The organism is Mycobacterium sp. IDUB_39, from assembly GCF_055419205.1.
Genome location: NZ_JBVAXF010000001.1, coordinates 799148 through 825312, shown reverse-complemented (window position 1 = coordinate 825312; position 26165 = coordinate 799148). Strand labels below are relative to the sequence as shown.

General features: G+C 65.2%; 24 protein-coding genes. 19 read left to right on the top strand and 5 right to left on the bottom strand.

Going from position 1 to position 26165, the window contains the following annotated elements; translation table 11 throughout:
- Genes ACZY0X_RS03975 through pdhA form a run of 3 tightly spaced genes read right to left on the bottom strand, consistent with a single transcriptional unit; the run spans position 1 to position 3329 of the window.
- A complete protein-coding gene (locus ACZY0X_RS03975) occupies positions 1–1212 on the bottom strand; it encodes a dihydrolipoamide acetyltransferase family protein (RefSeq protein WP_463768277.1) in 1212 nt (403 codons plus the stop codon).
- A 15-nt stretch (positions 1213–1227) separates the two neighbouring features.
- Positions 1228–2247 carry an alpha-ketoacid dehydrogenase subunit beta gene (locus ACZY0X_RS03970; protein WP_463768276.1) on the bottom strand — a complete coding sequence of 340 codons (1020 nt, stop codon included), beginning with the start codon at positions 2245–2247 and terminating at the stop codon, positions 1228–1230.
- Complete coding sequence (pdhA, locus tag ACZY0X_RS03965) at positions 2244–3329, bottom strand: pyruvate dehydrogenase (acetyl-transferring) E1 component subunit alpha (protein WP_463768275.1); 1086 nt, start codon at positions 3327–3329, stop codon at positions 2244–2246. The genes ACZY0X_RS03970 and pdhA overlap by 4 nt, the downstream gene beginning before the upstream one ends.
- A 445-nt stretch (positions 3330–3774) precedes the next feature.
- On the opposite strand from pdhA, the gene ACZY0X_RS03960 reads away from it, so the two are divergent.
- The 16 genes from ACZY0X_RS03960 (at position 3775) to ACZY0X_RS03885 (ending at position 19497) form a co-directional block, all read left to right on the top strand.
- Positions 3775–4485: an MlaE family ABC transporter permease gene (locus tag ACZY0X_RS03960; RefSeq protein ID WP_463768765.1), complete on the top strand. Its 711-nt coding sequence runs from the start codon at positions 3775–3777 to the stop codon at positions 4483–4485.
- A complete protein-coding gene (locus ACZY0X_RS03955; protein ID WP_463768274.1) occupies positions 4482–5336 on the top strand; it encodes an ABC transporter permease in 855 nt (284 codons plus the stop codon). The genes ACZY0X_RS03960 and ACZY0X_RS03955 overlap by 4 nt, the downstream gene beginning before the upstream one ends.
- Before the next feature lie 2 nt (positions 5337–5338).
- The gene (locus ACZY0X_RS03950; RefSeq protein ID WP_463768764.1) at positions 5339–6667 is read left to right on the top strand and encodes an MCE family protein; all 1329 of its coding nucleotides are present in this window, start codon (positions 5339–5341) and stop codon (positions 6665–6667) included.
- A complete protein-coding gene (locus ACZY0X_RS03945; protein WP_463768273.1) occupies positions 6664–7692 on the top strand; it encodes an MCE family protein in 1029 nt (342 codons plus the stop codon). Before ACZY0X_RS03950 ends, ACZY0X_RS03945 begins: the two co-directional genes overlap by 4 nt.
- On the top strand, positions 7689–8933 hold the full coding sequence (locus ACZY0X_RS03940) for an MCE family protein (protein WP_463768272.1): 1245 nt from the start codon (positions 7689–7691) through the stop codon (positions 8931–8933). The genes ACZY0X_RS03945 and ACZY0X_RS03940 overlap by 4 nt, the downstream gene beginning before the upstream one ends.
- Positions 8933–10195 (top strand): MCE family protein, encoded by a 1263-nt coding sequence (locus ACZY0X_RS03935; protein ID WP_463768763.1) that lies wholly within the window; start codon positions 8933–8935, stop codon positions 10193–10195. The genes ACZY0X_RS03940 and ACZY0X_RS03935 overlap by 1 nt, the downstream gene beginning before the upstream one ends.
- Positions 10192–11322, top strand: a complete 1131-nt coding sequence (locus ACZY0X_RS03930; protein ID WP_463768271.1) for an MCE family protein — start codon at positions 10192–10194, stop codon at positions 11320–11322. The genes ACZY0X_RS03935 and ACZY0X_RS03930 overlap by 4 nt, the downstream gene beginning before the upstream one ends.
- A 1-nt stretch (position 11323) precedes the next feature.
- Positions 11324–12775 carry an MCE family protein gene (locus ACZY0X_RS03925; RefSeq protein ID WP_463768270.1) on the top strand — a complete coding sequence of 484 codons (1452 nt, stop codon included), beginning with the start codon at positions 11324–11326 and terminating at the stop codon, positions 12773–12775.
- A gap of 196 nt (positions 12776–12971) precedes the next feature.
- Complete coding sequence (locus tag ACZY0X_RS03920) at positions 12972–14213, top strand: cytochrome P450 (protein ID WP_463768269.1); 1242 nt, start codon at positions 12972–12974, stop codon at positions 14211–14213.
- 12 nt (positions 14214–14225) lie between these two features.
- Positions 14226–14444 carry a ferredoxin gene (locus ACZY0X_RS03915; RefSeq protein ID WP_463768268.1) on the top strand — a complete coding sequence of 73 codons (219 nt, stop codon included), beginning with the start codon at positions 14226–14228 and terminating at the stop codon, positions 14442–14444.
- Positions 14425–15444, top strand: coding sequence for an LLM class flavin-dependent oxidoreductase (locus ACZY0X_RS03910; RefSeq protein WP_463768267.1), 1020 nt, complete (start codon positions 14425–14427; stop codon positions 15442–15444). Before ACZY0X_RS03915 ends, ACZY0X_RS03910 begins: the two co-directional genes overlap by 20 nt.
- A gap of 38 nt (positions 15445–15482) precedes the next feature.
- Positions 15483–15941, top strand: coding sequence for a Cif family virulence factor (locus ACZY0X_RS03905; RefSeq protein WP_463768266.1), 459 nt, complete (start codon positions 15483–15485; stop codon positions 15939–15941).
- Positions 15938–16750 carry an alpha/beta fold hydrolase gene (locus ACZY0X_RS03900; protein ID WP_463768265.1) on the top strand — a complete coding sequence of 271 codons (813 nt, stop codon included), beginning with the start codon at positions 15938–15940 and terminating at the stop codon, positions 16748–16750. The genes ACZY0X_RS03905 and ACZY0X_RS03900 overlap by 4 nt, the downstream gene beginning before the upstream one ends.
- 4 nt (positions 16751–16754) lie before the next feature.
- Entirely contained in the window at positions 16755–17666 is a 912-nt protein-coding gene (locus ACZY0X_RS03895; protein ID WP_463768264.1) for a DUF1028 domain-containing protein, read from the top strand.
- Positions 17663–18850: a M20 family metallopeptidase gene (locus ACZY0X_RS03890; RefSeq protein WP_463768263.1), complete on the top strand. Its 1188-nt coding sequence runs from the start codon at positions 17663–17665 to the stop codon at positions 18848–18850. The genes ACZY0X_RS03895 and ACZY0X_RS03890 overlap by 4 nt, the downstream gene beginning before the upstream one ends.
- A 17-nt stretch (positions 18851–18867) precedes the next feature.
- Entirely contained in the window at positions 18868–19497 is a 630-nt protein-coding gene (locus tag ACZY0X_RS03885; protein WP_463768262.1) for a TetR/AcrR family transcriptional regulator, read from the top strand.
- A 3-nt stretch (positions 19498–19500) separates the two neighbouring features.
- On the opposite strand, the gene ACZY0X_RS03880 is transcribed toward ACZY0X_RS03885, so the two are convergent.
- Positions 19501–20151 carry a GAP family protein gene (locus ACZY0X_RS03880; protein ID WP_463768261.1) on the bottom strand — a complete coding sequence of 217 codons (651 nt, stop codon included), beginning with the start codon at positions 20149–20151 and terminating at the stop codon, positions 19501–19503.
- A 64-nt stretch (positions 20152–20215) separates the two neighbouring features.
- A complete protein-coding gene (locus ACZY0X_RS03875) occupies positions 20216–21232 on the bottom strand; it encodes an alkane 1-monooxygenase (RefSeq protein ID WP_463768260.1) in 1017 nt (338 codons plus the stop codon).
- Positions 21233–21635: 403 nt separating this feature from the next.
- Between ACZY0X_RS03875 and ACZY0X_RS03870 the strand changes: the two genes are divergently transcribed.
- From ACZY0X_RS03870 to ACZY0X_RS03860, 3 genes are all read left to right on the top strand, one after another.
- Positions 21636–23525 carry a hypothetical protein gene (locus ACZY0X_RS03870; RefSeq protein WP_463768259.1) on the top strand — a complete coding sequence of 630 codons (1890 nt, stop codon included), beginning with the start codon at positions 21636–21638 and terminating at the stop codon, positions 23523–23525.
- Between the two features lie 170 nt (positions 23526–23695).
- Entirely contained in the window at positions 23696–25141 is a 1446-nt protein-coding gene (locus ACZY0X_RS03865) for a lipopolysaccharide biosynthesis protein (RefSeq protein WP_463768258.1), read from the top strand.
- Complete coding sequence (locus ACZY0X_RS03860; protein WP_463768257.1) at positions 25122–26156, top strand: hypothetical protein; 1035 nt, start codon at positions 25122–25124, stop codon at positions 26154–26156. The genes ACZY0X_RS03865 and ACZY0X_RS03860 overlap by 20 nt, the downstream gene beginning before the upstream one ends.
- Positions 26157–26165: the final 9 nt, after the last annotated feature.

The window sequence follows — 26165 nt, the reverse complement described above, 5'->3', positions numbered from 1 at the left end:
TCAGACCAGCGCGATCAGCGTCATCGGATCGGCCAGGATGTCGGCAATGGCGGCAAGGAATTTCGAGCCCAGTTCGCCATCGACCAGGCGGTGGTCGAATGCCAGGCTCAACGTCGTGATCGAGCGAAGAGCAATGTCGCCCCGGTGCTCCCACGGGCGTGTTCGAATGGAACCAAAACACAGGATCGCCGCCTCGCCCGGATTGAGAATCGGTGTGCCCGAGCCGATCCCGAACACCCCGATGTTGGTGATCGTGATGGTTCCCTCGGTCAGTGCGGCGGGTTGTGTCTTACCGGCCTTGGCTGTGGAGGTGAGTTCGGCCAGGGCGACCGCCAGCTCACGCAGGCCCAGGGTGTGGGCATCCTTGATGTTGGGCACCATCAGTCCGCGCGGGGTTGCGGCCGCAATCCCCAGATTCACATAGCGCTTGGTGACGATCTCCTGGGCGTCCTCGTCCCAGAACGTGTTCAGGTCCGGATTGGTTCGCAGTGCGACGAGCAACGCCTTGGCCACGAACGCCAGTGGTGTCAGCCGGACACCCGAGAAGTGCTCGGTGGCGCGCAGCCGGTCCAGCAGCTCCATTGTCGGCGTGACGTCGACATCGACGAAGATGGTGACGTGCGGAGCGGTGAACGCGCTGCGAACCATCGCCTGGGCGGTGTGCTTCCGCACTCCCTTGATCGGGGTCCGTTCCTCTTGGCGTGTGGGTGATCCGGCGTCCGGAGTGCGGAGGAATCCCTCGATGTCGGCCCGCGTCACCTCGCCTCGTCTGCCGGTCGGCTCGATGTCAGTGAGGTCGATACCACGCTGTCGCGCAATGAATCGCACTGGCGGTGAGGCCAGCGCCCGTCCGGTTCTTGGCACGGCCGCAGTGGCGGGAGCCTGGGAACGCCGGTGACGCCGGGGGCTGTCCTCGGCGACGCCGTAGCCGACCAGAACCGGCACGCGTTCGCCGCTCTCTGTTGGTTCGGGCACCTCGATATCGATGAACGGGTTGCCGACGTCGATGGTGGCGCCCTCCTCGGCATGCAGGGCGACAACCGTTCCGGCGTACGGTGACGGCAGCTCCACCATCGCCTTCGCCGTTTCGACCTCGGCGATGATCTGGTTCAGTGCGACGGTGTCGCCAACCCGGACGGACCAGGTGAGCAGTTGAGCCTCGGTGAGTCCCTCGCCGAGATCCGGCAGCAGGAAGGTCCTAACGGTGGGCATGCTGTGGTCCTGTCTTCACGAGCCGAGGGTGGAGTCCACGGCGTCGAGGATGCGGTCGACGTCGGGCAGGTAGTGCGCTTCGAGCTTGGCCGGCGGGTAGGGCAGGCTGAATCCGCCCACCCGGGCCACCGGCGCCTCGAGATGATGGAAACACCGCTCGGTGATCCGGGTGGCGATCTCGGCACCGATGCCCAGGAACACCGGCGCCTCATGGACGATGACGAGACGCCCTGTGCGCTCGACGGATTCGGCGATGGTATCGATGTCCAGGGGCGAGATGGAGCGGAGGTCGATCACCTCGAGGCTGATGCCGTCCTGCGCTGCGACCTGCGCCGCCTGCAGCGCAGTCGGGACCAACGGGCCGTAGGTCAGCAACGTGGCGTCGGTTCCGTCGGTGAGCACCCGGGCTCTGTGCAGGGGATAGGCGTCGACACTGGTATCGACCGGCCCCTTCTGCCAGTACCGCCGCTTGGGTTCGAAGAACAGCACCGGGTCGTCGGAGGCGATTGCCTGCTGGATCATCGTGTACGCGTCAGAGGCGTTGCTGCAGGTGACCACCCGCAAGCCCGCCGTGGCCGCGAAGTAGCCCTCGGGTGACTCGGAGTGGTGCTCGATCGCGCCGATACCACCGCCGTAGGGAACCCGAATGGTGATGGGCATCTTCACATTCCCGCCGGTCCGGTAGTGCAGTTTGGCGACCTGACAGACGATCTGGTCGAAGGCGGGGTAGATGAAGCCGTCGAACTGGATCTCGCACACCGGACGGTAGCCCCTGATTGCCAGTCCAATTGCGGTGCCGATGATCCCGGACTCAGCCAGCGGAGTGTCGATCACCCGGTGCGGGCCGAACTCCTCCTGTAGTCCATCGGTTATGCGGAAGACACCACCGAGCTTGCCGATGTCCTCGCCCATCAGCACAACCTTCGGATCGCCCTTCAGTGCGCGTTGCAGGCCGGCGTTGATGGCCTTTCCCAGCGGAAGCGTGTCCGGCGCGACGGGAGCGGCCGGTGCGGCCAGTGTGGTTGCGATGCTCATTGCGGCGTTCCCTCCAGCGTGGCGAGGTAGGACGTGAACTGGCGACGCTCGTCGTCGACCAGGGGATGGGGCTCGGCGTAGACGTTGTCGAACATCGACAGCGCGGTGGGTTCGACCGTCTCCAGGCATCCCCGGCGCAGCGCAGCGGCGGTGTCATCGGCGCGCTGTGTCACCGCGGCGAGGTAGTCGTCGTCGATCGCCCGATGCGCGTCGAGCAGTCTGAAGATCCGATCCAGTGGATCACGTTGTCTCCACTGCTCATCCAGGTCCGCCGGCCGGTATCTGGTGGGATCATCGGAGGTGGTGTGCGGTCCCATCCGGTAGGTGACGGCCTCAATGAGGGTTGGACCGTCTCCCCTGCGAGCGCGTTCGAGTGCGGCGCGTGTCGTGGCCATCACGGCGAGCACGTCGTTGCCGTCGACGCGTACCGCGGGGACGCCGAACCCCGGCCCGCGGTGGGCCAGGGCGGTCGGTGACTGTAGCCGCACCGGTTCGGATATCGCCCACTGATTGTTCTGGCAGAAGAACACCACGGGCGCGGAGAAGCTCGCGGCGAATCCCAGGGCCTCGGAGATGTCGCCCTGGCTCGTCGCGCCGTCGCCGAAGTAGGTGATCGCCGCGCCATCGGCACCGTCAAGCGCAATGCCCATTGCGTATCCGGTGGCGTGCAAGGCCTGTGAACCGACGATGATCGCCGGGGTGGTCATTCGATAGTCGAACGGATTCCAGCCCGAGTGGGTGGAGCCGCGCCAGAACCTGAGCATGTGCGTGGGGTCGACGCCGCGGCAATAGGCGACACCGTGTTCGCGGTAGCTGGCGAAGACGAAGTCCTCGGCGCCAAGCGCTCGTGCCGAACCGACCTGCGCCGCCTCCTGCCCGAGGCACGGCGCCCACAGAGCGAGTTCGCCCTGCCGCTGCAGTGCCGTCGCCTCGGCATCGATGCGCCTGACGACGACGAGGTCCTCATACAGGCGGCGCAGTGCGGCGACGTCGATATCGTCGACAAACGGCGAGAACATCGGATGACTCTGTCTCTCACCGCTTTCGGTGACCAGTTGGACGAACTCATCAGGGTTGAACACGGGATGCCTCCGGGTGACAGACCGCGATCAGCGGATGGCTGGCGGCGTTGACGCGTCACACAACCAGCGACTCGCAACATGCACAAGTGCTGTCCGACATATTGCGCAATATGCCCAAAGTCGGAGATTCGCGAGATGCGTATTGCATCAACTAGGCGCATATCGCTGCGCTGACATCGCGTTTCGACCGGCTCCCCGTAACGGTGGAGACGCTAGGTCGAGTGCGTTGCTGGACACCGCCGCCACAGCGTCGACACCACGTACCTACGTAGCAAGTCTGCGGTTCATACGGATGCGCCGCTCCGCCGCCGCCGACATCCTTGCTGGATCCACCTCACCGGTCGCAGCGACCGGCGACCGCACAACGTTAGGCGGGTGACGAAGCCTCTTGAGTGCCGTGCAGACACTGTCCAAACCCGTGCGCTCGACTGGCGAGTTCTTTGCGATGTCGCTGGACACCTTCGTGCAGACCTTCCGGGGACCGTTCGCGTGGCGCGAGTATCTGATCCAAACGTGGTTCGTCGCGCGGGTGTCGTTGCTTCCCGCGTTGATGCTCACCATCCCTTACTCCGTGCTGCTGGTCTTCACGCTGAACATCCTCCTGATCGAGTTCGGCGCGGCCGACCTATCCGGCACTGGCGCAGCGCTGGGAACGGTGACCCAAATCGGACCGTTGGCAACGGTTCTCGTCATCTCCGGTGCTGGGGCGACAGCAATGTGCGCTGACCTGGGGGCACGCACTATCCGGGAAGAGTTGGACGCGTTGCGGGTAATGGGGATCAACCCGATCCAGGCGTTGGTGGTCCCACGCGTCCTGGCGGCGACCACGGTCGCCACAGTGCTGGCCTCCACGGTGATCCTGGTCGGTCTGGTCGGCGCCTTCTTCTTCTGTGTCTACGTCCAGCACGTCTCGCCCGGCGACTTCGTCGCTGGCTTCACGCTCTTGACGGGTGTGACCGATATCGTCATCGCGCTGATCAAGGGAGCCATCTTCGGTATGGTCGCTGGCCTCATCGCCTGTTACAAGGGCATATCCGTCGGCGGTGGGCCTGCTGGTGTGGGGAACGCGGTCAACGAGACGGTCGTCTTCACGTTCATGGCGCTGTTCGCGATCAACATCATTGTGACCGCCGTCGGAGTGCAGGCCACGCTATGAGCCAGTTAGCCATCACCGCACCGCGGGCACGAGTGGTCAACCTGATCCGGGGCTGTGGCCAGGGGTGGAATCAGATCGGGCTGCAGGCCGAGTTCTATTTCAGGACACTGCATTCAATCGGTGACGCCGTACTGCACTATCGCAAAGAGGTGCTCCGGCTCATCGCGCAGATGGGACTGGGTGTCGGGGCGCTGGCGATCATTGGCGGCACCGTCGCCATCGTCGGCTTCCTGACGCTGTCCACCGGTGCCGTCATCGCCGTCCAGGGATACAACCAGTTCGCCAACATCGGCGTGGAGGCCCTGACCGGATTCGCGTCCGCCTTCCTCAATGTGCGCATCATCGCACCAGGGACCACGGCGATCGCGCTGTCAGCCACCATCGGTGCCGGGGCGACCGCACAGTTGGGCGCAATGCGAATCAACGAGGAGATCGACGCACTGGAGGTCATCGGGATTCGCAGCATCGCCTACCTCGCGTCGACCCGGGTGATCGCGGGAGTCATCGTTGTCGTGCCGCTCTACTGCGTCGGCGTCGCAATGTCTTTCACCGCGGCAAGGGTAGGCACGACGGTGATCTACGGTCAGTCAACCGGCGTGTACGACCACTACTTCAACACGTTCCTGAACCCCACCGACCTGATCTGGTCGTTCGTCCAGTCGATCACCATGGCCACCGTCATCATGCTCGTCCACACCTATTACGGGTTCAACGCGACGGGCGGGCCGGCCGGAGTCGGGGAGGCGGTCGGTAGAGCGGTGCGCACCTCGCTGGTCGTGGCGGCGTTCGTGGTGACCGCGATGTCGCTCGCCGTCTACGGCCAGTCCGGCAACTTCAACCTCGCGGGATGACCATGAACACCAGGCCCGGACAACGCCGCATCCCACCTGCGCTATGGGCGCTGTTCCTGATGCTCACGATCGTGGCTCTCGTGATGATGACGGCCTTGTTGTTCACCGGGAAGTTCAACTCGGTTGTGCCGGTGACGGTCACCGCGGAACGCTCTGGGCTGGTCATGGAGTCGGGCGCCAAGGTCAGAATGCGCGGCGTCAAGGTTGGTCGCGTCGCCGGTGTCGAGGGCACCGACCCGGTCCGGTTGAAAGTGGAACTCCTCCCCGAGATGACCGCCTTCATACCCGCCAACGTGCAGGCGGAGATACAGGCGACCACGGCGTTCGGCGCGAAGTACGTGGATCTGATCTATCCGGCCGATCCCAGTGCGGATCGGATCGTGGCGGGCACGGTGGTGGTTTCGCGCAACGTCACTGCCGAGGTGAACACGGTGTTTCAGAACCTCGTTGAGGTCCTTCACCGGGTCGATCCGCCGAAGTTGAACGCCACGTTGACCGCGTTGGCAGAAGGGGTGCGCGGGCAGGGGCAACGCATGGGTGAGGCGACGACGGCAGCCAACACGGTTCTGCGCGAGCTCAACCCGCGGATGCAGACCGCGCAGGAGGACTGGCGTGCCGTGCGGGAGTTCAGTGACACGTACAACGCTGCGGCCGAAGATATCCTGGACGTTCTCGACGCTTCGAGCACACTGAGCGAGACCGTCACGCGCAATGCCTCGGAGATCGATACGTTGCTGCTCAGCGTCATTGGACTCGCCCAATCCGGGACCAGTCTCATCGGTCCGAATCAGGACAACCTGGTGGATGCGATCAACAGCCTGGAGCCGACCACATCGCTGCTGATGAAGTATGAGCCCAGCTACACGTGCATGCTGTTGGGGGCCAAGTGGTTCCTCGACAACGGCGGGCACGAGCAGGTGGGCGGCAACGGCCGAAGCATCGTGCTTGACAGCGGGCTGAATCTGGGCGATGACCCTTACCGCTATCCCGACAATCTCCCGATCGTCGCCGCCAGGGGCGGGCCGGGTGGACAACCGGGCTGTGGTTCGCTGCCCGATGTCTCCAAGCAGTTCCCCGTGCGGCAGTTGATCACCAACACGGGCTGGGGAACGGGCGTGGACTGGCGACCCAACCCGGGCATCGGTCATCCGTGGTTTGCGAACTTCTTCCCCGCCACCAAGGCTGTGCCCGAACCCCCTCGTATTCGCGGTGAGGGTCCGCCGGCGATCGGACCGGTGCCATACCCGGGTGCGCCACCATATGAACCCCTCCCGCCGCCACCCGTGACAGATCCGAGCACGGCTCCAATCGAGGAGGGCCCGCAACCGTGAAGGCCAATCTGACCGGCGTCGTGTGGCGCCTGACCGCGTTCCTGACCGCGTGCGGCGTTGGAGCATTCGCGCTCCTCATCGTGTTCGCTCAGTTGCGGTTCAACGATCAGGCGACCTACCGCGCGGAGTTCGTCAACATCAGCGGGCTGGAGAGCGGCAACTTCGTCCGCATCGCCGGAGTCGAGGTGGGCAAGGTGAGGGACATCTCCGTCAACGTCGAGAATCACGCAGTGGTCGAGTTCTCGGTCGACGACTCGGTTGTGCTCACCGATGGCACGAAAGCGCTTGTTCGGTACGACAACCTGATCGGCGGACGATACATGGAACTGCAGGAGGGGCCGGGAAGCCTGCAGCGATTCGATGTCGGACAGACGATTCCGGTGACTCGGACGGAGTCTGCGCTGGACCTCGACGCGCTCATCGGTGGGTTTCGCCCGCTGTTTCGCGCGCTGGACCCCGAGGCGATGAACGCGCTGACAGGCCAGCTGATTCAGGCGCTCCAGGGGCAGGGGCCGACCATCGGCTCGCTGCTGGCACACACGGCGTCGTTGACCGACACCATGGCTAACCGGGACGAACTGATCGGTCAGGTCATCGCGAACCTGAACACGGTGCTTGGATCGCTCGGCGAGCACAGTGGCGAGTTCGACAGCGCGGTCGACTCACTCTCGCAACTGGTCGATGGGCTCGCTGCGCGCAAGGTCGACATCAGTGACAGCATCGCCTCCACCAACGCCGCCGCGGCGGGCATCGGGGACCTACTCAGCCGCGCGCGGCCGAGTGTCAAGAACGTTGTCGCTCAGGCAGATCGGGTGACGAGCACGGTACTCGCCGACAAGGACTACGTCGATGACCTACTCAACACGCTGCCCGACACCTACCGGGCGCTTAACCGGATGGCGCTCTACGGCGACTACTTCTCGTTCTACCTCTGTGACGCGATCCTGAAACTCAACGGCAAGGGCGGGCAGCCGGTGTATGTGAAGGTGGCTGGTCAGGACACCGGGCGGTGCGCCCCGAAATGAAGTCGTTCTCGGAGCGCAATTCGATGGTCATCGGCGTGATCGGACTGGTCGTGGTGGCCGCCATTGTCGCGGGCGCGCTGCAGTACAAGAAGTTGCCGTTCTTCGCCCCGGGCGTTCGCCACTCCGCCTACTTCGCGGAGGCCAGCGGTCTGCAGACCGGGGCCCCGGTGCAGGTGGCGGGCTACAAGGTCGGTGAGGTGTCGAGCATCGCCTTGGACGGGCCCCGGGTACTGGTCGAGTTCGACGTCGAGGAGGGCATCCGTTTGGGCGAGCGCACAGAGGCCGCGGTCAAGACCAAGAGCCTGCTCGGCTCGAAGGTTCTGGAGGTGACACCCCGCGGCGACGGATCCCTGACTGGGCCCATCTCGATGGATCGCACGACCCCCGCCTACCAACTTCCGGAGGCGCTCGGCGACCTCGCCGACGTGGTGGGCGGATTGGATGTCGACCAACTCAACCAGTCCCTGGCGACCCTGACTGACGCCTTTCGTGACACCCCGCCGGAACTTCGGATCGCCGTCGATGGCGTGGCCCGCTTCTCGCGCACGCTCGGCGAACGCGATGAGCAGCTGCGGAGCCTGCTGGACAACGCCGAGGCTGCCACCGGAGTACTCGCCCAGCGCGCCGACCAGGTAGTACGCCTCATATCGCAGACCAACGCCATCCTGGCTGCGTTGCGAGTCCAGAGCGCGGCGCTGGACCAGGTGGCCAACAACATCGGTGTCGCGACCCGCCAGATGTCCGGATTCGTCGCAGACAACAAGGCCGAGCTGGGACCTGCACTGGAGCGGATCAACGGCGTGTTGGCGATCGTCGACATGCACAGGGATCAGATCCAACAGGTCATCCCGATGTTGCACCGGTACGCCATGTCGCTCGGCGACTCGGTGGCCTCAGGCCCGTTCTTCAAGGCATACCTCTCCAACCTGTTGCCCGGCCAGTTCGTGCAACCGTTCATCGACGCGGCATTCTCGGATCTGGGTCTCGACCCGAACGTGCTGGCGCCGACCGAACTTCACGACCCGCAGGTCGGTCAGCCCGGCACACCGGCACTGCCGGTGCCGTATCCGCGGACCGGTCAGGGTGGACCGCCGAATATGACGCTGCCCGAGGCGATCACCGGGAACCCCGGTGACCCCCGCTCTCCGTATCGGGAGCCGCTTCCCGCACCGCCCCCAGGTGGTCCGCCACCGGGCCCACCGGCAGAACACGGCCCGCTCAGCACCGGCGGTGCGCCGTGATCACGCGTCGTCGTCTGCGTGCCGGCCTGGCCGCGCTGCTCGCGGTCACCCTGATGGCCGGGTCGGTGGCGCTGATCGGGGCGATGACCACAAATGGCCGCATGGAGGTCACAGCGTACTTCGACAACAGCAACGGGATCTTTCCCGGCGACGACGTCGTGATGCTCGGCGTGCGGATCGGAAGTGTCGAAACCATTGAGCCGCAGCCGGAACGGTCCAAGATCACGTTCTGGTTCGACCGCAGGCACAAAGTGCCCGCCGAGGCCAATGCGGTCATCCTGTCACCACAGCTGATCACCTCCAGGGCGATCCAGCTCACTCCCGCGTACACCGGTGGTGCCGAGATGACCGACGGTGCGGTCATTCCGCAGAACCGCACCGCGGTACCGGTGGAGTGGGATGACTTCCGGATCCAGCTGGAGAGGCTCAGCGCCAGCCTGCAGCCGGGACCTGACGGTGTCAGCCCGCTGGGCGCGTTCATCGACACCGCGGCCGATAACCTGCGCGGGCGTGGCCAGGACATTCGGGCGGCGGTCGTCGAGCTGTCTCGCGTACTCTCCGCACTCGGCGATCACAGCACCGACATCTTCGGCACGGTCAAGAATCTGGCTGCCCTGGTGTCGGCGCTGCAGTCGAGCACCGAGCTCATGATGGAACTCAACGTCAACCTGGCCGCAGCCACCGGGCTTCTGGCTGACCAGCCTGACCAGATCGGCGAGGCCGTCGACGGTCTGAACGCGGCAACCCGGGATGTGGCGTCGTTCGTGGCCGAACATCGTGAGGCGCTGGGTGTCTCGTCGGAGAAGCTGGGCTCTGTCGCTCAGACTCTGGCCGACAGCACCGGCGACATCAAGCAGGTGCTGCACCTCGCGCCGACCACGTTTCAGAACCTCATCAACATCTATGAGCCCACGCATTCGGCGCTCACAGGGGCATTGGCGCTGAACAACTTCGCCAATCCGATTCAGTTCATCTGCGGCGCGGTCCAGGCCGCGTCACGTATGGGTGCCGAACAATCGGCGAAACTCTGTGTGCAGTATCTGGCCCCGATCATGAAGAACCGGCAGTTCAACTTTCCGCCGATCGGGTTGAACCCGTTCGTCAACGCGGCGGCCCGTCCCAACGAGCTGACCTACAGCGAGGACTGGATGCGCCCCGATCACCGCCCAGTGTCACCGCCACCCGTAGCGGAATCGGTGGCGACCAATCCCGCCGACGGCCTGCCCGGCTTGATGGTGCCAGCGCCGGGAGGTGGCTCGTGAGCGGCACACGCGGGTTCCTGAGCGCGGTGCTCGCGGTGATCCTCGTGGTGACGACTGGCTGTGACTGGAGAGGGCTCAACTCTGTTCGGCTGCCAGGTACGCAGGGCTGGGGGCCTGGTTCCTTCGAAGTGCAGGCGCAACTGGCCAACGTCTCGAACATCGCGGAGAACTCCCGGGTACGCGTCGCGGACGTGACGGTGGGAAGCGTCACCGGAATCGCGCGTCAGGGCTGGCATGCACTCGTCACGATGAGGCTCGAGGGCGGTGTCACCCTGCCGGAGAACGTCACGGTGAGGGTCGGACAAACCAGCTTGCTCGGTTCACTGCACATCGAGATCGCCCCGCCCGTCGACGAACCGCCACGGGGCAAACTCCACGAGGGATCGTTGATCCAGCTCGACCGCACCGGTGCGTATCCCAGCACCGAACAGACGCTGGCGGCGGCGTCGATGCTCCTCAACGGTGGGGGACTGGGCCAGGTGCATGACATCACGCGAGCGTTCAGTGTCGCCTTCGCCGGCCGGGAACAGGAGCTACGCGGCTTCATCGAGCAATTCGACGAATTCATCGGCCATCTGGACAGTCAGAAGGACGACATCCTCGCCGCCACCGAGAGCCTGAACCAGCTCACCGGCCGGTTCGCGGCACGGAAGGCGGTGCTGGACAGGGCGTTACAAACGATCCCGCAAGCTCTGGAGGTGCTCAAGGACGACCGCGAGCTGTTGGTCGAGGCGCTGGACCAGTTCGGCGAGTTCAGCGCGCTGGCAGCGGATTCAATCACCAGGACCGAGGAGTCGCTGGTGGCCGAGCTGGCGGATATCGGACCCGTGCTCGCCGCCCTTGCCGATGCCGGTCCTGCGCTGACCCGCTCGCTGTCGCTGTTCTCGACGTTCCCGTGGCCCAAGGAGGGTGTGCGCAATTGGCTGCGGGGCGATTATGCAAACCTCACCGCGATATTCGACCTGACGCTCAGCCGGCTGGACACATCGTTGCTCACCGGCACGCGCTTCGAGGGTGCCCTCACGAGGCTGGAGATGCAATGGGGGCGCACGATCGGTCAGCTGCCCAGCCCGGCCACCGCAGGCAATCCGCTCATCGTTCCCTACCAAGCCGACCAGGGGCCCTGACATGCACCTGAATCGTCTTGCCAGGATTCAGCTGGCGATCTTCACGGTGCTGGCCGTCGCGTCGGTCGCCCTGATGGCCGGGGGCTACATGAACCTGCCGGCGCAGCTGTTCGGCATCGGTCGTTACACCGTCACCGTCGAACTGCCTCAGGCAGGCGGACTGTACGAGCGCGGCAACGTCACGTATCGCGGAACCGAGGTGGGCCGAGTTGGGGAGGTACGCCTCACCGACAGCGGTGCGGAGGCCGAGCTGGTTCTCGACTCGCAGTTCCGGATTCCCTCGGATGTGGATGCCGAGGTCCACAGTCAGTCGGCCATCGGGGAACTCTATGTCGCTCTGTTGCCACGCGACGGCGCATCCGCACCGCTGCGGGACGGCGATGTGATCCCCGCGTCCCGAGCCTCGGTGCCGCCGAGCATCAACAGCCTGTTGGAGGCGACGAACCGTGGTTTGGCTGCGATCCCGCAGGACAACTTGAAGACCGTGATCGACGAGAGTTACACGGCGATAGGCGGGTTGGGTCCGGAGCTGTCCCGGATCGTGAAGGGCAGCACCCAGCTGGCCATCGACGCTCGTCGGGAACTCGAACCGATGGTGACATTGATCGAACAGTCCAAACCGGTCCTGGACTCGCAGAGTGCGACATCAGGTGCGATTCAATCGTGGGCGGCGAACCTGGCTGCCATCACCGGTGAACTGCGCGATCACAACGACTCCGTCGAGGGTGTCCTGCGCAATGGCGCGGTGACAGCCGACGAGGTTAGGCAGTTGTTCGAGCGCGTTCGCCCCACGCTGCCGGTGCTGCTGGCCAACCTGGTCAGCCTGGAACAGGTGGCGATCGCCTACCAACCGGCGATCGAGCAGCTCTTGGTGTTGCTGCCGCAGGCCACCGCGATGATGGGTGCGCTAGCCGTCGGCAACCTGCACACCAAACAGGACTATCGGGGTATGTATCTGGACTTCAACCTGAACCTCAACCTGCCGCCGCCGTGCAACACGGGGTATCTGCCCGCGCAGCAGCAGCGGGCTCCGGCTCACGAGGACTATCCCGAGCGCACCACGGGGGCGCTGTACTGCCGTGTGCCGCAGGACCATCCGTACCTCGCCGTGCGTGGCGCGAGAAACACTCCCTGTCTGACCGTTCCCGGTAAGCGTGCACCGACCGTGGACATGTGCGAGAGCGACCAGGAGTACGTCCCGCTCAACGACGGGGCCAACTGGAAGGGCGACCCGAACGCCACGCTCTCGGGTCAAGCGGTTCCGCAGATGCCGATCAACCCGGCGCCGGCGCAGCCGCAGCCGCAGCCGCCGCAACCCATTGCGGCCGCCACCTACGATCCTGCCACCGGCAGCTACGTCGGCCCCGACGGTCGGGTCTACACCCAGTCGAATCTGGGTCAGGGCGCGACCGAACAGACCTGGCAGGAGATGCTGGTCCCGGCAGGCAGCTGACATCCCGTGCGTCAACGGCGACCACCCGACATCGGGTGGTCGCCGTTGACGTTTCACGCCCCGTACACAACGTCGACACCCCCTACATACGTAGCGAATCTGCGGACTCTACGGATGCGGGTCGGCGCCGTCGCGAGGGACTCTTGACGTAACCCGCATGGGCAGAACGGTTTCAGGCACAGTCGTGGAGGTTTCAGTGGTAAGTGCGGTTGAGGACGCCGATGCTGCGGCAATAGTGCGAGATCTGGTTCTCGGCGGTGTCGCCGATCCGTTCCCGCTCTATGAGCAGTTGCGCGAGATCGGCACCGGAGTGCACTGGTCGGACGTGTTGGGTGGGTGGGTCGTCAGCCGATTCGACGACGTCCGCTCCATGGTCTCCCGGCACGAGGCGTTCTCCAGCGACACGTTCTTCGACGGTGCGCCAGGGGTTCACGACCCCGATGACGCAGAGCATCGTCGATTCATCTCAATCAGCTCCCGCCAGTTCATATTTCAGGATCCGCCCGTTCACACCCGGATCCGCTCCATCTTCCGGCACGCATTCACCAAACCTGCGATCAAGCGGTGGCGATCGTCGATGGAGGACGTCGCCGACGAGGTGCTGGACAGATACCGCCCCGGCCAGGTGGTGGACGTCATGCCCCATCTTGCCGCCGATATTCCGGTCGCGGTGATCGCGTCGATTCTCGGTGTGCCCAAGGACAAGTGGACTCAGCTGCGGGAGTGGTCCGAGGCGTACGGCAGAACGCTCGACCCCGGTGTGCAGGGCCAGCTTCGTGACCAGTCGATCCGCGTCTCACTGGAGATGATGGACTACCTCGCGGACCTGGTGGCCCGTCGCAAGGCCGACCCCCAGGACGACCTGATCACGCTGATCGCGACCACTGAGGCCGACGGCGGAGAGCTGCTGACAGACGAGGAGATCATCTCCCAGGTCACGCTTCTGCTGGCTGCGGGTAACGACACCACGACGTCGTTGATCGGCAGCGCGATGTCAATCCTGATCGACAACCCGGACGTCAAACACGAGCTGCGGGAGAACCCGTCGCTGATTCCCGTCGCCATTGAGGAGATGCTGCGGTTCGATCCGCCGTTTCACCTCAACTTCCGCAAAGCGGTTCATGATGTCGAGTACGGCGGTCAGCAGATACGAAGCGGTCAGATGGTTTTCCAGGTGATCGCCGGAGCCAACCGCGATCCGCGGCAGTTCTCCGATCCGGGCGTCTTCGACATCACCCGCGATGCCTCCAAACATCTCTCGTTCAGCCATGGCATCCACTTCTGCGTGGGTGCACCGCTGGCTCGCATGGAGGGGCTCGTGGTTCTGGAGAAGATTCTGGAACGCTTCCCCGACTTCACCGGTGGTGACCAACCCGCGGTACGCCGGGCGAACAACATCCTGGCCCGTGGCTGGCAGAGCCGCCCAGTGACGCTGTAGGGAGCTGAAATCGTGCGTCTGATAGTCCGATCCGAACACTGCATGGCCAATGGAAGCTGCCAGCGCGCGGCGGCTGAGGTCTTCGGAAACACGCCCGAGGGCTGGGTGACGCTGCTCGACGAACGGCCGAGAGCGGAGCTGCACGCCGCTGTTGTGCGCGCGGCTGACACATGTCCCGTTGGAGCAATTGAGATCGTCGAGGAAGCAGGAGATGACAACGTTGAGCGCTAACACCGATGTCGACGGCAGGCGGCTGGGAGTTCTGCTGGGCAGTACCACGCCCCCGGAAGATATTGCGTCGCTGACGCAGTGGGTGGAGGCCAACGGATTCGGCGAGCTGTGGATCCCGGAGGACTACTTCTTCCTCGGCGGTATCGCGGCCTCGGCGATCGCGCTGAGCGCCACCGAGCGAATCCGTGTTGGCATCGCGGTGGTGTCCTCCATGGTGCGGCACCCCGCGCTGCTCGGCATGGAGGTCGCCACGCTGGCTCGGGCCTTCCCCGGTCGCTTCGCACCCGGCGTCGGACACGGTGTGCCGGCCTGGACCGCGCAGATGGCATTGACGGTGCGCTCGCCAATGAGCGCGCTGCGCGAGACGCTGACGGGGCTGCGCGCGCTGCTCGACGGCGAGACTGTGAGCGCGGATGGCAACGTGCACTCCTTCGCGGAGGTGACCCTCACCCACCCCCCGGCCGAACGGGTGCCGATCTACACCGGTGTGCTCGGCGACAAGGGCATCGCGCTGACCGGAGCGCTGGCCGACGGGTTGGTGGTCAGCGTGCTGGCCACCCCCGAGTACGTCGCTGCGACGCGTGCCAAGCTCGACGCGGCGGCCGCCGAGGCGGGTCGTCAGGAAAGGCCCGAAGTCGTTGTGCTGTGCGCTATCAACGTTGCTCGCGACGCTGCCGAGGCCACTGCCGCACGCGAGCAGATCAAACCTGCGCTGGCCTTCTATCTGGCCGCCTCCGGGCCCAATCCGCTGCTTGGTTCGATCGGCGGTAACGATCAGCTCTCTGAAATGCTGTCTCGCGGCGGGGCTGAGGTGGTGCTCGCCGAGATGCCCGAGCACTGGGTGGACGCGCTATCGGTGACCGGCACGCCGCAGCAGGCCGCCGCGGCGTTCGGCCGCCTCTTCGACGCGGGCGCCGACAAGGTGATCGTGGTGCCGATCGTGGAGGCATCAGGCCGGGAGTCTTTGGCCGCTGTCGCGTCAATCCTGTCCAATTCCTAACTCACGCAGATCTCTAACTCACAAGAGAGGGAACCGGTATGACTGAGTCGGATTCCGCCGCGATACTCGCGGTGCACAACGCCTGGCTGGCCGCCAACGTGGACCTCGTCGCCGAGTCGATGCTCGGCTTCTTCCCATCGGGCGATGACACCTATCTCCAGTTCAACCTCAACGGATTCACCTATCACGGCGCAGCGGACAAGGCGCGATTGTGGCGCAACCTAAAGGGGATCGGGGCGCAGATCAGCCGCATCGGTGACACCGCCGAGCCGACCGTGCAGGTCTTCGGCGACGTCGCGCTCCTCACGTCGGAGGGGGAGTGCGAGGTCATGCTCCCCACCCCGAGCGGTGTCCTCGAGAACTCCGGTGTGGTCAGGTTCCGCAACACCGAGTTCTACCGCCGCGACGACGGCGAGGGCTCGCCGGACTGGCGGATCTGGCACATGCACGTCAGTGAGGCCGCCGCCGCGGACGCGCTGAAGTACGCCACCGAATGACCGCCGTGTTCGAGTCCCGAACGGTGGCCGGGCCGACCGGACCGCTGGCCGTCACCCAGTCGGGCGGGAATGCTGGGCGCACTGCGGTGGTACTGGTGCACCCCATCAACACCGCGGGCGTGGTCTGGCGCCAGGTGATGCCTGCGCTGGACCTACCGGTTGTCGCACTCGATCTGCGTGGGCACGGTCGGTCCGGACTGCGCGGCCCATTCACCATCGAGGAGGGCTACGTCCCAGACGTGCTCGCCGTGCTGGACACCCTTGGGCTCGACACCGTGCACCTGGTGGGTGGCTCGCTGGGCGGTTCGATCTCGCTGGCGCTGGCGGCATTACACCCCCAACGAGTGCACAGCGTGACCACCTTCGGTTCGACGCTCGGCACAGGCGTGCCGCAGGCGGCGATCGAGCAGATGGTCGCCGAGCTGGCAGCGGTTGGTTCACAGCGGTACTTCGCGGACCTGGTGCCCAAGGTCGTCGGGCCCGCGCACCGCGGCGCACCTTGCCTGGACGAGACGATCAGCGCGGCGGGCGGCCGCCCAGAACCCACCGTCGCCGCGATACTGCGGGCCGCGTTCGCAGCGGACATCCGCCACCTGGCCAGCCGGGTACAGGCACCGGTGCTCGCGGTCGGCGGCACGGCGGACCCGACGTGTCCACCGGAGATGACCGAGGAGATCGCGGCGGCCACAGGGGGTGTCCCGGTGGTCCTCGACGGTATCGGGCATCTACCGATGGTCGAGGCGCCGGCGCGCGTCGCCGAGTTGATCAACCAACACACCGACCAGAACACCGACCAACCGAACAGGTGAACCCGTGACGTACTCGATTGTGGCCCGCGATCCCTCGACCGGCGAACTCGGCATCGGCTCGCAGTCCCACTTCTTCGGTGTGGGCCGGCTGGTCGGCTGGGGAGAGACCGGCGTTGGAGTCGTCGCGACCCAGGCGTTCGTGAACGTCGACTATGGGCCACATGCAGTCGCCGCCATGCGATCTGGCTCGTCGGCGCAGGAGGCTGTCGACACAGTGACGGCGGCTGACCCGCTCAGCGCCTACCGGCAACTGGGCGTCGTGGACGCAACGGGTTTGGCGGTGTCGTTCACCGGCGGGCGATGCGCGCCCGCGGCGGGCGGTCTGGTTGGCGACGGGGTTGCGGTGCAGGGCAACATGTTGGCCTGCCCGCAGGTGTACCGCGACATGTTGTCGGCCTATGAGGACTCCAAAGGGCAACTGGCGGACCGGATCCTGGCTGCGATGGCGGCCGCCGAGGCCGCCGGTGGAGACATCAGGGGTTCCCAGTCGGCGGTGCTCACCGTGTTCGGCGCCCAACGCTCCGAGCGCCCGTGGCAGCACGTTCTGGTCGACATCCGGGTGGACGATCACGCCGACCCGGTCGCCGAGTTGGCCCGCCTGCTGCCCCGGCAGCGGGCGTTCGACGTCATCGGCGACGTCATCTTCGCGCAGGATCTGATGATCGGTTCCTATCGGAACGTCACGCCGGACAGGCTGCACGACAAGCTGTCCAGTCTCTCGGATGCCGCTGATCTACTCGGTCCCGACAACCGAGAGGCGCAGTTCTGGAGGGCCGTGCTGATGGCTCGCAGCGGTGACCGCGACGGCGCGCGCGTACAGTTCGCCGAGCTGTTCACCCATCGGCCGGCACTGCGAGAGTTCCTAGTGGGCATCGGGCCTCTCGGTTTCCTCGATGACGTGGCGGGCTACCTGTGACGACCGCGTGCGCGGCGGCGTCGGCCGTGGACGAGTCGCGCTGCGCGGAGCTGACCGCGGCGATGGTCCGGTGCGACACCCGAAACCCGCCAGGGGATGAGACGGCGATCGTTCCGTTGCTCACCGACGTGCTGGCGGGCCTCGGCGCACGCACCGAGGTCTTCGAGCCGGCGCCAGGACGCACATCGGTGTTGGCAACGGTCGTTGGCGCCGGCCGCCCAGCGGTGGGACGGCGGCCGGTACTGCTGATCAACGGCCACCTCGACGTCGTCCCCGTGGTCGAGGACGACTGGACGCTGCCGCCGTTCGGCGGTGTGCTTCGCGACGGCCTCCTGTACGGGCGAGGAGCCTGCGATATGAAAGGCGGTATCGCCGCGGCCATCGAGGGGATGCGGGCCTGCTTCGACGCCGGCGAGCCGCCGCGGTGCGATGTGGTGTTTCACCTCGTGGCCGATGAGGAAACAGGCGGTCGCTGGGGTACCGAGGCCCTGATGAGGGCCGACCGAATAGCCGCAGATGCCGCGATCGTGCCGGAACCCAGCGAGCTTCGGGTCTGTGTCGCCGAGCGGGGTGTGCTGCTGGCTGAGATCACCGTGACCGGTCGTGCCGCGCACGGCAGCGATCCGGCAGTGGGCCGGTCGGCGGTCGTCGACGCGGCACGGCTGGCAAGTGCACTGCACCAAGCCGACTTCGGCGGTGCACCGCATCCGCTGCTGGGCAGTCCGACCTGCAATGTCGGCGTGATCCGCGGCGGCACCGCGCCCAATATCGTCGCCAGCTCGTGCATTCTGCGGGTGGACCGGCGGGTGCTGCCAGGGCAATCCGAGCGGCAGGCGCTCGCTGAACTGTCCGCCCTGATGCACCGGCTGGTACCCGATGTGGAGTGCACCGTCGAGGCACTGGCGTTCGCGGAGGCCTCTGAGTTGGCGGCTGACCACCCCTTCGTCGGCCTGGTGCAGTCCGCGGCCGAGTCCACCAGGCCCGTGCGCGGCCTCTTCCTGGGTACCGACGCCCGGTTCCTGCGCAACCAACTGGGCATTCCCACGGTCGTCTACGGCCCCGGTTCGATGGCGGTGGCACACAGCCATGACGAATACGTCGCGGTGGCCGAACTCGTGGAGGCGTCACGGACCTTCGCAGGAGTCTTCACTCGCTTTGGTGAGCGATTATTCAACAAAGATTGAAATGATACCGTCGGGATATGGCCTCACCAGCACAGACAACGAGGAAGAGGGGCAGGCGTCAAGGCGAGCCGGTATCACGCGACGTGGTCCTGGCCGCCGCCAAGGAGCGATTCGCCCGCGACGGCTATGAGAAGACGACGCTTCGCGCGATTGCCCGCGACGCCCACGTCGACCCGTCGATGGTGCTCTACCTGTTCGGCTCCAAGGCCGATCTCTTCCGGGAGTCGCTGCGGCTGATCGTGGACCCCACCCAGTTGGCGGCGGCCATGGCAGGGGATGCGGGCACAATCGGTGAACGCCTGGTCACGCAGTACTTGCGTATCTGGGAGGCGCCCGAGACGGCGTCGAGCATGGCCGCGATGCTGGCATCGGCGACCTCGAACTCCGATGCCAATGAGGCGTTTCGGACGTTCATGCGCTCCTACGTTCTGACCGCGGTCGCAGAGGTGATCGGTGGCGGCGAGCAGGCGCGCTTGCGGGCGATGCTTGCCGCGACGAGCCTGGTTGGCACCGCGCTGATGCGCTACGTGATGAAGGTGCCGCCCCTTGCGACGCTGCCCGTCGAGGATGTGATCAGGGTGTTGGCGCCGACCGTGACGCGATACCTCACCGCCGATGCCGACGAGCTTGGGCTGCCGGACCTGTGAGGGCTACATGCCGTGAATGCCCTTGTACAACACCAGAAGACCGAGGATCACCAGGATGGCCGCGATGAGGGTGGCGTGCTGGGCCTCCATCCAGTTCTTGAGACGAGACAGGGGCTGATCGAGGCGGTCACCGGACACCGCGTAACCCAGGATGGGTAGCGCGACGGTGGAGGCGGCCATCGCGACGTAGTACACGACGCCGAGCGTGGCACCCGCCCGGCCCAGACCCTCGGTGCCGATCGCCAAACCTGCTGCGGCGCACATGAAGAGCACCTTGGGGTTGACGACGACCAACACCATCGCTGTGACGGCGGCGCGGCCGGGGGTGATCTTCGCGAAGCTGCTCATCCACTTGGGTGAGTGCTCGGAGCGCATACGGGTCAGCCACCTGTAGACGCCGAACGCGATAAGGGCGGCGCCCGCGACGATGCGCACGTAGGACGCCCAACTCGGTGGCTTGTCCAATCCGCCGCCGAGCAGGCTCGACACCTCGACGAAGATCTGAGTCAGCACGGCCAGTCCCACGACCCAGCCAACGAGGAACGCGAGACCAGTCGGTCTGGGCGACGGCGAGTGCAGCACCAGCACCGCCGGGATGATTGTCAGCGGCGACAGCGCGACGACCAGTGCGAGCGGTATCAGTTCGGGGAGCATTGCGGTCAACGTAACAAGCGGATCGAGGTTCTTGGCGAAGCCGGGACTACTTTCTCGACCGTGCCTACACTTCGGCCCTCAGCGGATTGCGGGGGAACTGGCTCACCTCGGCGACGCGTGGGTCCATCACGCGTCGCCACACGGGCGGTATCAGTGCGAGCAGGATCATCGTGGCGTAGCTGAACGGTAGCTGCGGCGCCTGTTCGTGGTGGCGCAGAGTTTGATAGCGGCGCATCGGGTTGGCGTGGTGATCGGAGTGCCGCTGCAGGTGGTAGAGAAATACGTTGGTGACGATCGCGTTGCTGTTCCAGCTGTGGGACGGGGTCACCCGTTCGTAGCGGCCATCGGGCAGCTTTCGCCGCCTGAGTCCGTAGTGCTCCACGTAGTTGACGCTCTCCAATACGCAGACACCGACAATGGCCTGGCCGACAAGCCACGGCAATACGGTGGGACCGAACCAGGCCGCAAGGACGGCGCCCGTCGCCAGACACAACAGCCAACCCCGCAGGATCCTGTTCCCTGAGCCGTAGACAGATTTGTCTCTGCGCGCCAACCGTTTCCGCTCGTATGTCCACGCGAAGCGAATGCCGCCGAAGACCGATCGAGGAACGAAACGGTAGTAGCTCTGACCCAATCGGGACGTGGTGGTGTCCTCGGGTGTCGCAACGTGAATGTGGTGACCGTGCTGGTGCTCGACGATGAAGTGCGCGTAACCAGTCTGCACGAGTGCGAGCGTGGCCAACCGCCGCTCGGTGCGGCTTCGCTTATGACTCAGCTCGTGTGCGGTGTTGATTGCGATACCGCCGACGATGCCCACCGTCACCATCAGCCCGAACTTGTCGACGACGGTCATCGATAGCCAGCCCCCGCCGGCCCAGAGCCAGCAGGCAAATATTAACGCCAGGTACTGATTTGGCAGATAGCAGTAGGTAGCCCACCGGTAGAACCGATCGTGCTCGATGCGTTCCAGGATTTCCTCGGGTCGGTCTTCCGAGTCGGAGCCGACAAGGCGATCGAGTAGCGGAATGACCCCGAAGGTAATCACCAGCCCGGTCCACCAGAACACGCTCAGGTCGGTCATGCGAACCAGGAGCCACGACAGCGGGATCATTCCGGGCACCGTCGCACCGAGCAGCCACAAATACCGCGGCCCAGGTCCGGGTCGAGCTTCTCCGCGAAGTTGCTGCGCGTCCCCATGCCGCGGGTTGGCGGCTACGCCACGAAGAGATGACACTGTTTGGGCCTGCCCGTCTAGAAACTTTGCGAAAAGTGCAATTGGCGGTGATGTTAGTTATGTCAGTAGTCCGGAGCGTGCATTTACAGCGAATCGCACCTGAGACAAGAATCACTGGTCAAGATCCTATGAGTCTGCTCGCCGTAATCATTGAGCGCGTTGTATAGTCCCTGCGACAAACAAGGACACAGCTCGATGGGAAAAGTAGCCAAATATGGAGATCTCTGCACGTTCCTGGTTCGCAGCCGGCATGGCGCTTACGACAGCCAGCACCCTCGCGTTTGCACCATTGGTGCTACCTGGCGGTGAACGGGCGCTACCGATCGTCTCCTCGCCCAATGTTCGGCTCACCGCCGCCATCGATCCGGCGGACGTCCAGGCGCTCATCGCCAACCTGCAAGCGACGCTCAACGACGTCACGCGGACGGTCGAGGCCGTGTCCCTGGCTCCCGGGAATTCGCTCGTCGACGTGCTGACGCGCGCCAACGCGGTGAACGCCGAACTGTGGAACGGCTTGATCAACGCAACTGACTCCGTGCAGCTACGCGGACTGCTCAGCGCGCTCAGCGCCAACTCGGTTAGCAACTTCAGCGAACTCATAACCACTGTCGGCGCCCTGAATAGCGATATTGCGATGCTTCCCGCGCAGATTGCCGAGACCATCGGCTACGCGGTGACCGGCTCGCTGACCGCGGCGCTGGGTGCCATCACAAACCTGATCAACCAGCCGCTGGCGGCGTCCAGCTACACCGGGCTGGCCAGCTCGGCCCTGCAGCAAGTGGTTGTGGTGGGCCAGGGTGTGCTGCAGACCGTGGACTGGACCGGGCAGGCCGTTCTCAACACGGCCAATGCCGTTGTGGACGGGCTGTGGGAGCAGATTCCAGGGGCTCTATACGGGCTCAATGACGTGCTTTACCGTGCCGCTGACCAGTCGGACAGCGCCGTCGTGGACGCCGTCATCGCCGCGGTTCAGGGATTGGCGATCGCGCCCGCCGCGGCCCTCTCCAACGCCGCGTTGGGCCTGGCCTCCAGCGTCGTCAATGTGGGTGTCGATGGATTCGAGACCGTGATGAAGTCGGGCGCCTGGGTGTTGGCGTACCCGATCTACGCCACGCAGGACGCCTTGAAGACGATCGGCGGCAAGCCGTTGGACCCGGCGTCCTACGCCACGGCGCTGGCTCAGCTCATCGGTGGCGGCTTCAACGTCGGCAACAAGCTGGTTACCGCCGGTGCCGATCTGCTCACGTTGCCGGTTCGGTTTGCCTCTGATCTGAACACCAACATCGCGGACACCATCGTGAGCCTGTCCAACGCGGTCGGGGAGATGGCCACCGCCGTCCTTCACGCAGCCGGCCTGCCTGCGGATGTGGCGGCGCTGCCCACGAAGCTGAGCACCGAGGTCACGGCGGCAGTCCGTGCCACGCAGAAATTCGTCGACACCAACCTCCTCTCGTCCGTTGACGGACTGATCGACAAGGTTGAACACGGGTTGCTCGGCGCGTCGTCCACCATCCAGGATGCCGTCAACAAGGTCCTGGGAGCGACTGACCTGCCGGACTCGGACACCCGCACCGACTGGGGCTACAAGCCGTTCTCCTGGGCCGCCGAGCAGAAGGCCGTCGAGCAGAAGGCCGCCGAGGAGGAGGTCGTCGACGACAAGCAGGCCGTCGATACGGAGCTGAATGCACTGCCCGTAGCTGCGATTTCGGAGGTTCCAGGAACCGAGCAGGAAGTGGCACCCACGCCGGGCGATGTCGTGGCAGCCCCCGCTGAATCGGGTGTGTCGGACACGAACAACGACCCTGCCGGGTCTGCGGCAGCCACCGATGACACGGCGACCGAGGGGCAGGCACCCACGGGCCGGCACCGGATCGGTGCCAACGACCGCGGCGTCTCGGTGGATTCACTGCTGAAGCAAGCACGGGAAGCGAAGAAGGCCGAGCGCGAGGCCAAGCAGGCCGAGCGGGAAGCCAAGCAGGCCGAGCGGGAAGCCAAGCGGGTCCAGGTTCGTGACCGACTGAGCGCGGGCCAACCGGGGGCCGACGCTGAGCGCGGCGCGGTGAAGAGTGATCCCGGGACCGGCACGTCGAAGAGCAGCGATGGTGCGCAGGGCAAGGCCGACGGCGATAAGGCTGCCTGATTCCGATACGGGAGTGCCGGCCATAACGTGACCGTGCTCCCGTACCGTGGCGCCGTGATCGGCGAGGAAAGTGGGCAGTAACCGTGGCGGCTGCGGAGTCTTCGGACAGTACGGAGCTTGCCGCTCGGCATGCCGAGACCGTTTCTGAGGAGACGGACTCAGCAGGCTCGGTGGCTCGTTCCGGCCGGCAGGCGGCGTGGAACTATCTGGTCTTCGGACTGAGCAAGAGTTCGACGTTGATCATGACGGTCGTCGTCGCCAGAGTGCTGACACCCGCAGAGTTCGGGTTCTTCGCCTTGGCGTTGTTGGTGGTCAACCTGTTCGACTACATCAAGGACATGGGTGTCGGCGCCGCGCTGGTCCAGAGCCCGTCCGATTGGCGGCGGCTGGCGCCCACGGGCCTGACCCTGTCAATCCTGTTCGGGGTGGTTGCCGGCGCGGTGTTGGCACTGACCGCACCGCTGAGCGCTGCCGTGCTGGGGAACCCCGAGCTGACCCCGCTGATTCGGGTTCTCGCCATTGCGCTGGTGCTCAATGCCCTGAGTACGGTCCCGTCAGCTCTGCTGCGCCGGAATCTCGATTTCCGACGACGCCTCATCCCCGAGGTCTCCGGTGCGATCGTGAAAACGGTGCTGACGATTGGCCTGGCGCTGTCGGGGCATGGCGTTTGGAGTTTGGTGTACGGCCAGCTCGCCGCCGTACTCGTGATGTGCGTCGGCTATTGGTGGGTGGCAAAGCCGATGACCGCGACATGCGGATTCGATCGTCGTGAGGCCGCCGCGCTGGTTCGATTCGGATTGCCTGCGACGGCAGCGACTTTGGTTGCCTACGCGATCTATAACGTGGACTACCTGGCAATCGGATCCCGTCTCGGGGACACCGAACTCGGGCTATACACGCTGGCCTATCGGATCCCAGAACTGGTGGTCTTGAATCTGTGCGTCGTGATCAGCGACGTCCTCTTCAGCGCACTGTCCCGAATGCAACACGACAGGCCGGCGCTGGCGGAGCACTACGGCCAGGTGCTCACGATGGTCGTCACGCTGACAGCTCCGATCAGTATCACGCTCGCAGTGGCAGCGCCGGCAGTGGTCGAGGTGCTGTACGGCGACAAATACAGCGGAGTCGCCGCGCCGCTGGCGGTGATATCTCTCTACACCCTCCTGTATTCCGCGTCGTTCCACTCCGGCGATGTGCTGAAGGCAATTGGCAGACCAACCGTCCTTACGGTGATCAATGTTGCCAAGCTGGCAGTGATGATCGGTCCGATCTGGTGGGCGGCGGGGCACAGCCTGATGATGGTCGCGTGGGTAGTGGTCGCGGTGGAATTCGTGCACTTCTGTATCCGCATCGCCATCGTCCGGGCACTGGCCGACGTTCCAGTGGGATTGGTGCTCGGGGCAGTCGTCAAGCCGATGCCCGCGACCGCAGTAGCGGCCGCAGCGATGTTCGGCGCCATGAAGGTCATCTCTGTCTGGCCCGCGTTCGCGGTCGTGCTGGTCGTGTCGCTGGTGGGGTTGATCACCTATATCACCGTGCTCAGGCTGACGGCACCCGATGTGATCGCTTTGGTGCGAACGATCGTACGTTCGCGTGGTGGCGAACCGGAGTGCTGACCGCGATATGAGAAATGTGATGGACGCATGTTTGAGGGTTCCCCGGATCGCAATGTTGCTCGCGTTCGGATTGATGTTGCTTGCGTCGCCAGCGCTCGGATGCCAGACCGAGGAGGTCTTGCTGCGCACGGCACCGCAGCCGTTTGACGCGGCCAGTCCCTGGCGTTCGCCGTTACCGGCGAATCCCTCGGTCCACCCGGACAGCGATGCCATGGTGGCGCACCTGACACGTGACAACGGTGTCTATGCAAACCTGGTGGAATTCGGGATTCCCATCTACTACGCGAATGCGGAAACCCCGCGCTACGAAGTGCCGTGCACCGTAACGACATGGGGGCCATGCCCGTTCGATGGGCGTTCGGTGCCTATCCCCGAAGGGGCACGCCCCCATCATGGTTCGGACGGCGCGCTGGTGGTCATCGACGAATCGGCTGGCCTAGTCTACGAATTCTGGCAGGCGGTGCACGATGGCGCAGGCTGGAAGACCAGTTGGGCGGCGGTGGCGCCGCTGGGCGGATCGGGCTGGGGCGAAGGCGATGCAGGCTCACCGGGCACCGGCACCGGCATCGACGGAGCCGGAACGGCATCCGGAGCGTCACGGCTCGGGGGTGTCATCAGGTTGACGGAGATCTCTGCTGATGACATCCCACACGCATTGGCACTGCAGACCGACAACGCCTGCGCCGATGTCTTCTGGTCTCCCGCCATGAAGACTGACGGTGGGTCATATCGGCCCGATTGTGTGCCAGAGGGCGCCCGCCTCCAGCTCGACCCCACCATTGCCCTCGACCAATTGGAATTGACGCCGGGCGAGCGGACGGTGGCTCGCGCGTTGCAGAAGTACGGGGCATACATTGTGGACAAGGCCGAGGCGCCGTTGAGCATGAGCTTCGAACTCGATCACAATGACCAAGGGGCACTGGGTTCGGTGTACGAAAAAGCGGGTTTCAGATGGGATTACGATGATATGCCGGGCATTCCCTGGAGTCGGCTCCGTGTCTTGGCGCCTGCCTGACGGCTCGCC

Excerpts from the sequence above, each read along its gene's own strand:
- ACZY0X_RS03970 (WP_463768276.1), bottom strand. The coding sequence starts at position 2,247 with ATGAGCATCGCAACCACACTGGCCGCACCGGCCGCTCCCGTCGCGCCG.
- ACZY0X_RS03925 (WP_463768270.1), top strand. The coding sequence starts at position 11,324 with ATGCACCTGAATCGTCTTGCCAGGATTCAGCTGGCGATCTTCACGGTG.
- ACZY0X_RS03940 (WP_463768272.1), top strand. The coding sequence starts at position 7,689 with ATGAAGTCGTTCTCGGAGCGCAATTCGATGGTCATCGGCGTGATCGGA.
- ACZY0X_RS03870 (WP_463768259.1), top strand. The coding sequence starts at position 21,636 with ATGGCGCTTACGACAGCCAGCACCCTCGCGTTTGCACCATTGGTGCTA.
- ACZY0X_RS03880 (WP_463768261.1), bottom strand. The coding sequence starts at position 20,151 with ATGCTCCCCGAACTGATACCGCTCGCACTGGTCGTCGCGCTGTCGCCG.
- ACZY0X_RS03960 (WP_463768765.1), top strand. The coding sequence starts at position 3,775 with ATGTCGCTGGACACCTTCGTGCAGACCTTCCGGGGACCGTTCGCGTGG.
- ACZY0X_RS03885 (WP_463768262.1), top strand. The coding sequence starts at position 18,868 with ATGGCCTCACCAGCACAGACAACGAGGAAGAGGGGCAGGCGTCAAGGC.
- ACZY0X_RS03955 (WP_463768274.1), top strand. The coding sequence starts at position 4,482 with ATGAGCCAGTTAGCCATCACCGCACCGCGGGCACGAGTGGTCAACCTG.
- ACZY0X_RS03910 (WP_463768267.1), top strand. The coding sequence starts at position 14,425 with ATGACAACGTTGAGCGCTAACACCGATGTCGACGGCAGGCGGCTGGGA.
- ACZY0X_RS03905 (WP_463768266.1), top strand. The coding sequence starts at position 15,483 with ATGACTGAGTCGGATTCCGCCGCGATACTCGCGGTGCACAACGCCTGG.
- ACZY0X_RS03975 (WP_463768277.1), bottom strand. The coding sequence starts at position 1,212 with ATGCCCACCGTTAGGACCTTCCTGCTGCCGGATCTCGGCGAGGGACTC.
- ACZY0X_RS03875 (WP_463768260.1), bottom strand. The coding sequence starts at position 21,232 with ATGACCGACCTGAGCGTGTTCTGGTGGACCGGGCTGGTGATTACCTTC.
- ACZY0X_RS03950 (WP_463768764.1), top strand. The coding sequence starts at position 5,339 with ATGAACACCAGGCCCGGACAACGCCGCATCCCACCTGCGCTATGGGCG.
- ACZY0X_RS03900 (WP_463768265.1), top strand. The coding sequence starts at position 15,938 with ATGACCGCCGTGTTCGAGTCCCGAACGGTGGCCGGGCCGACCGGACCG.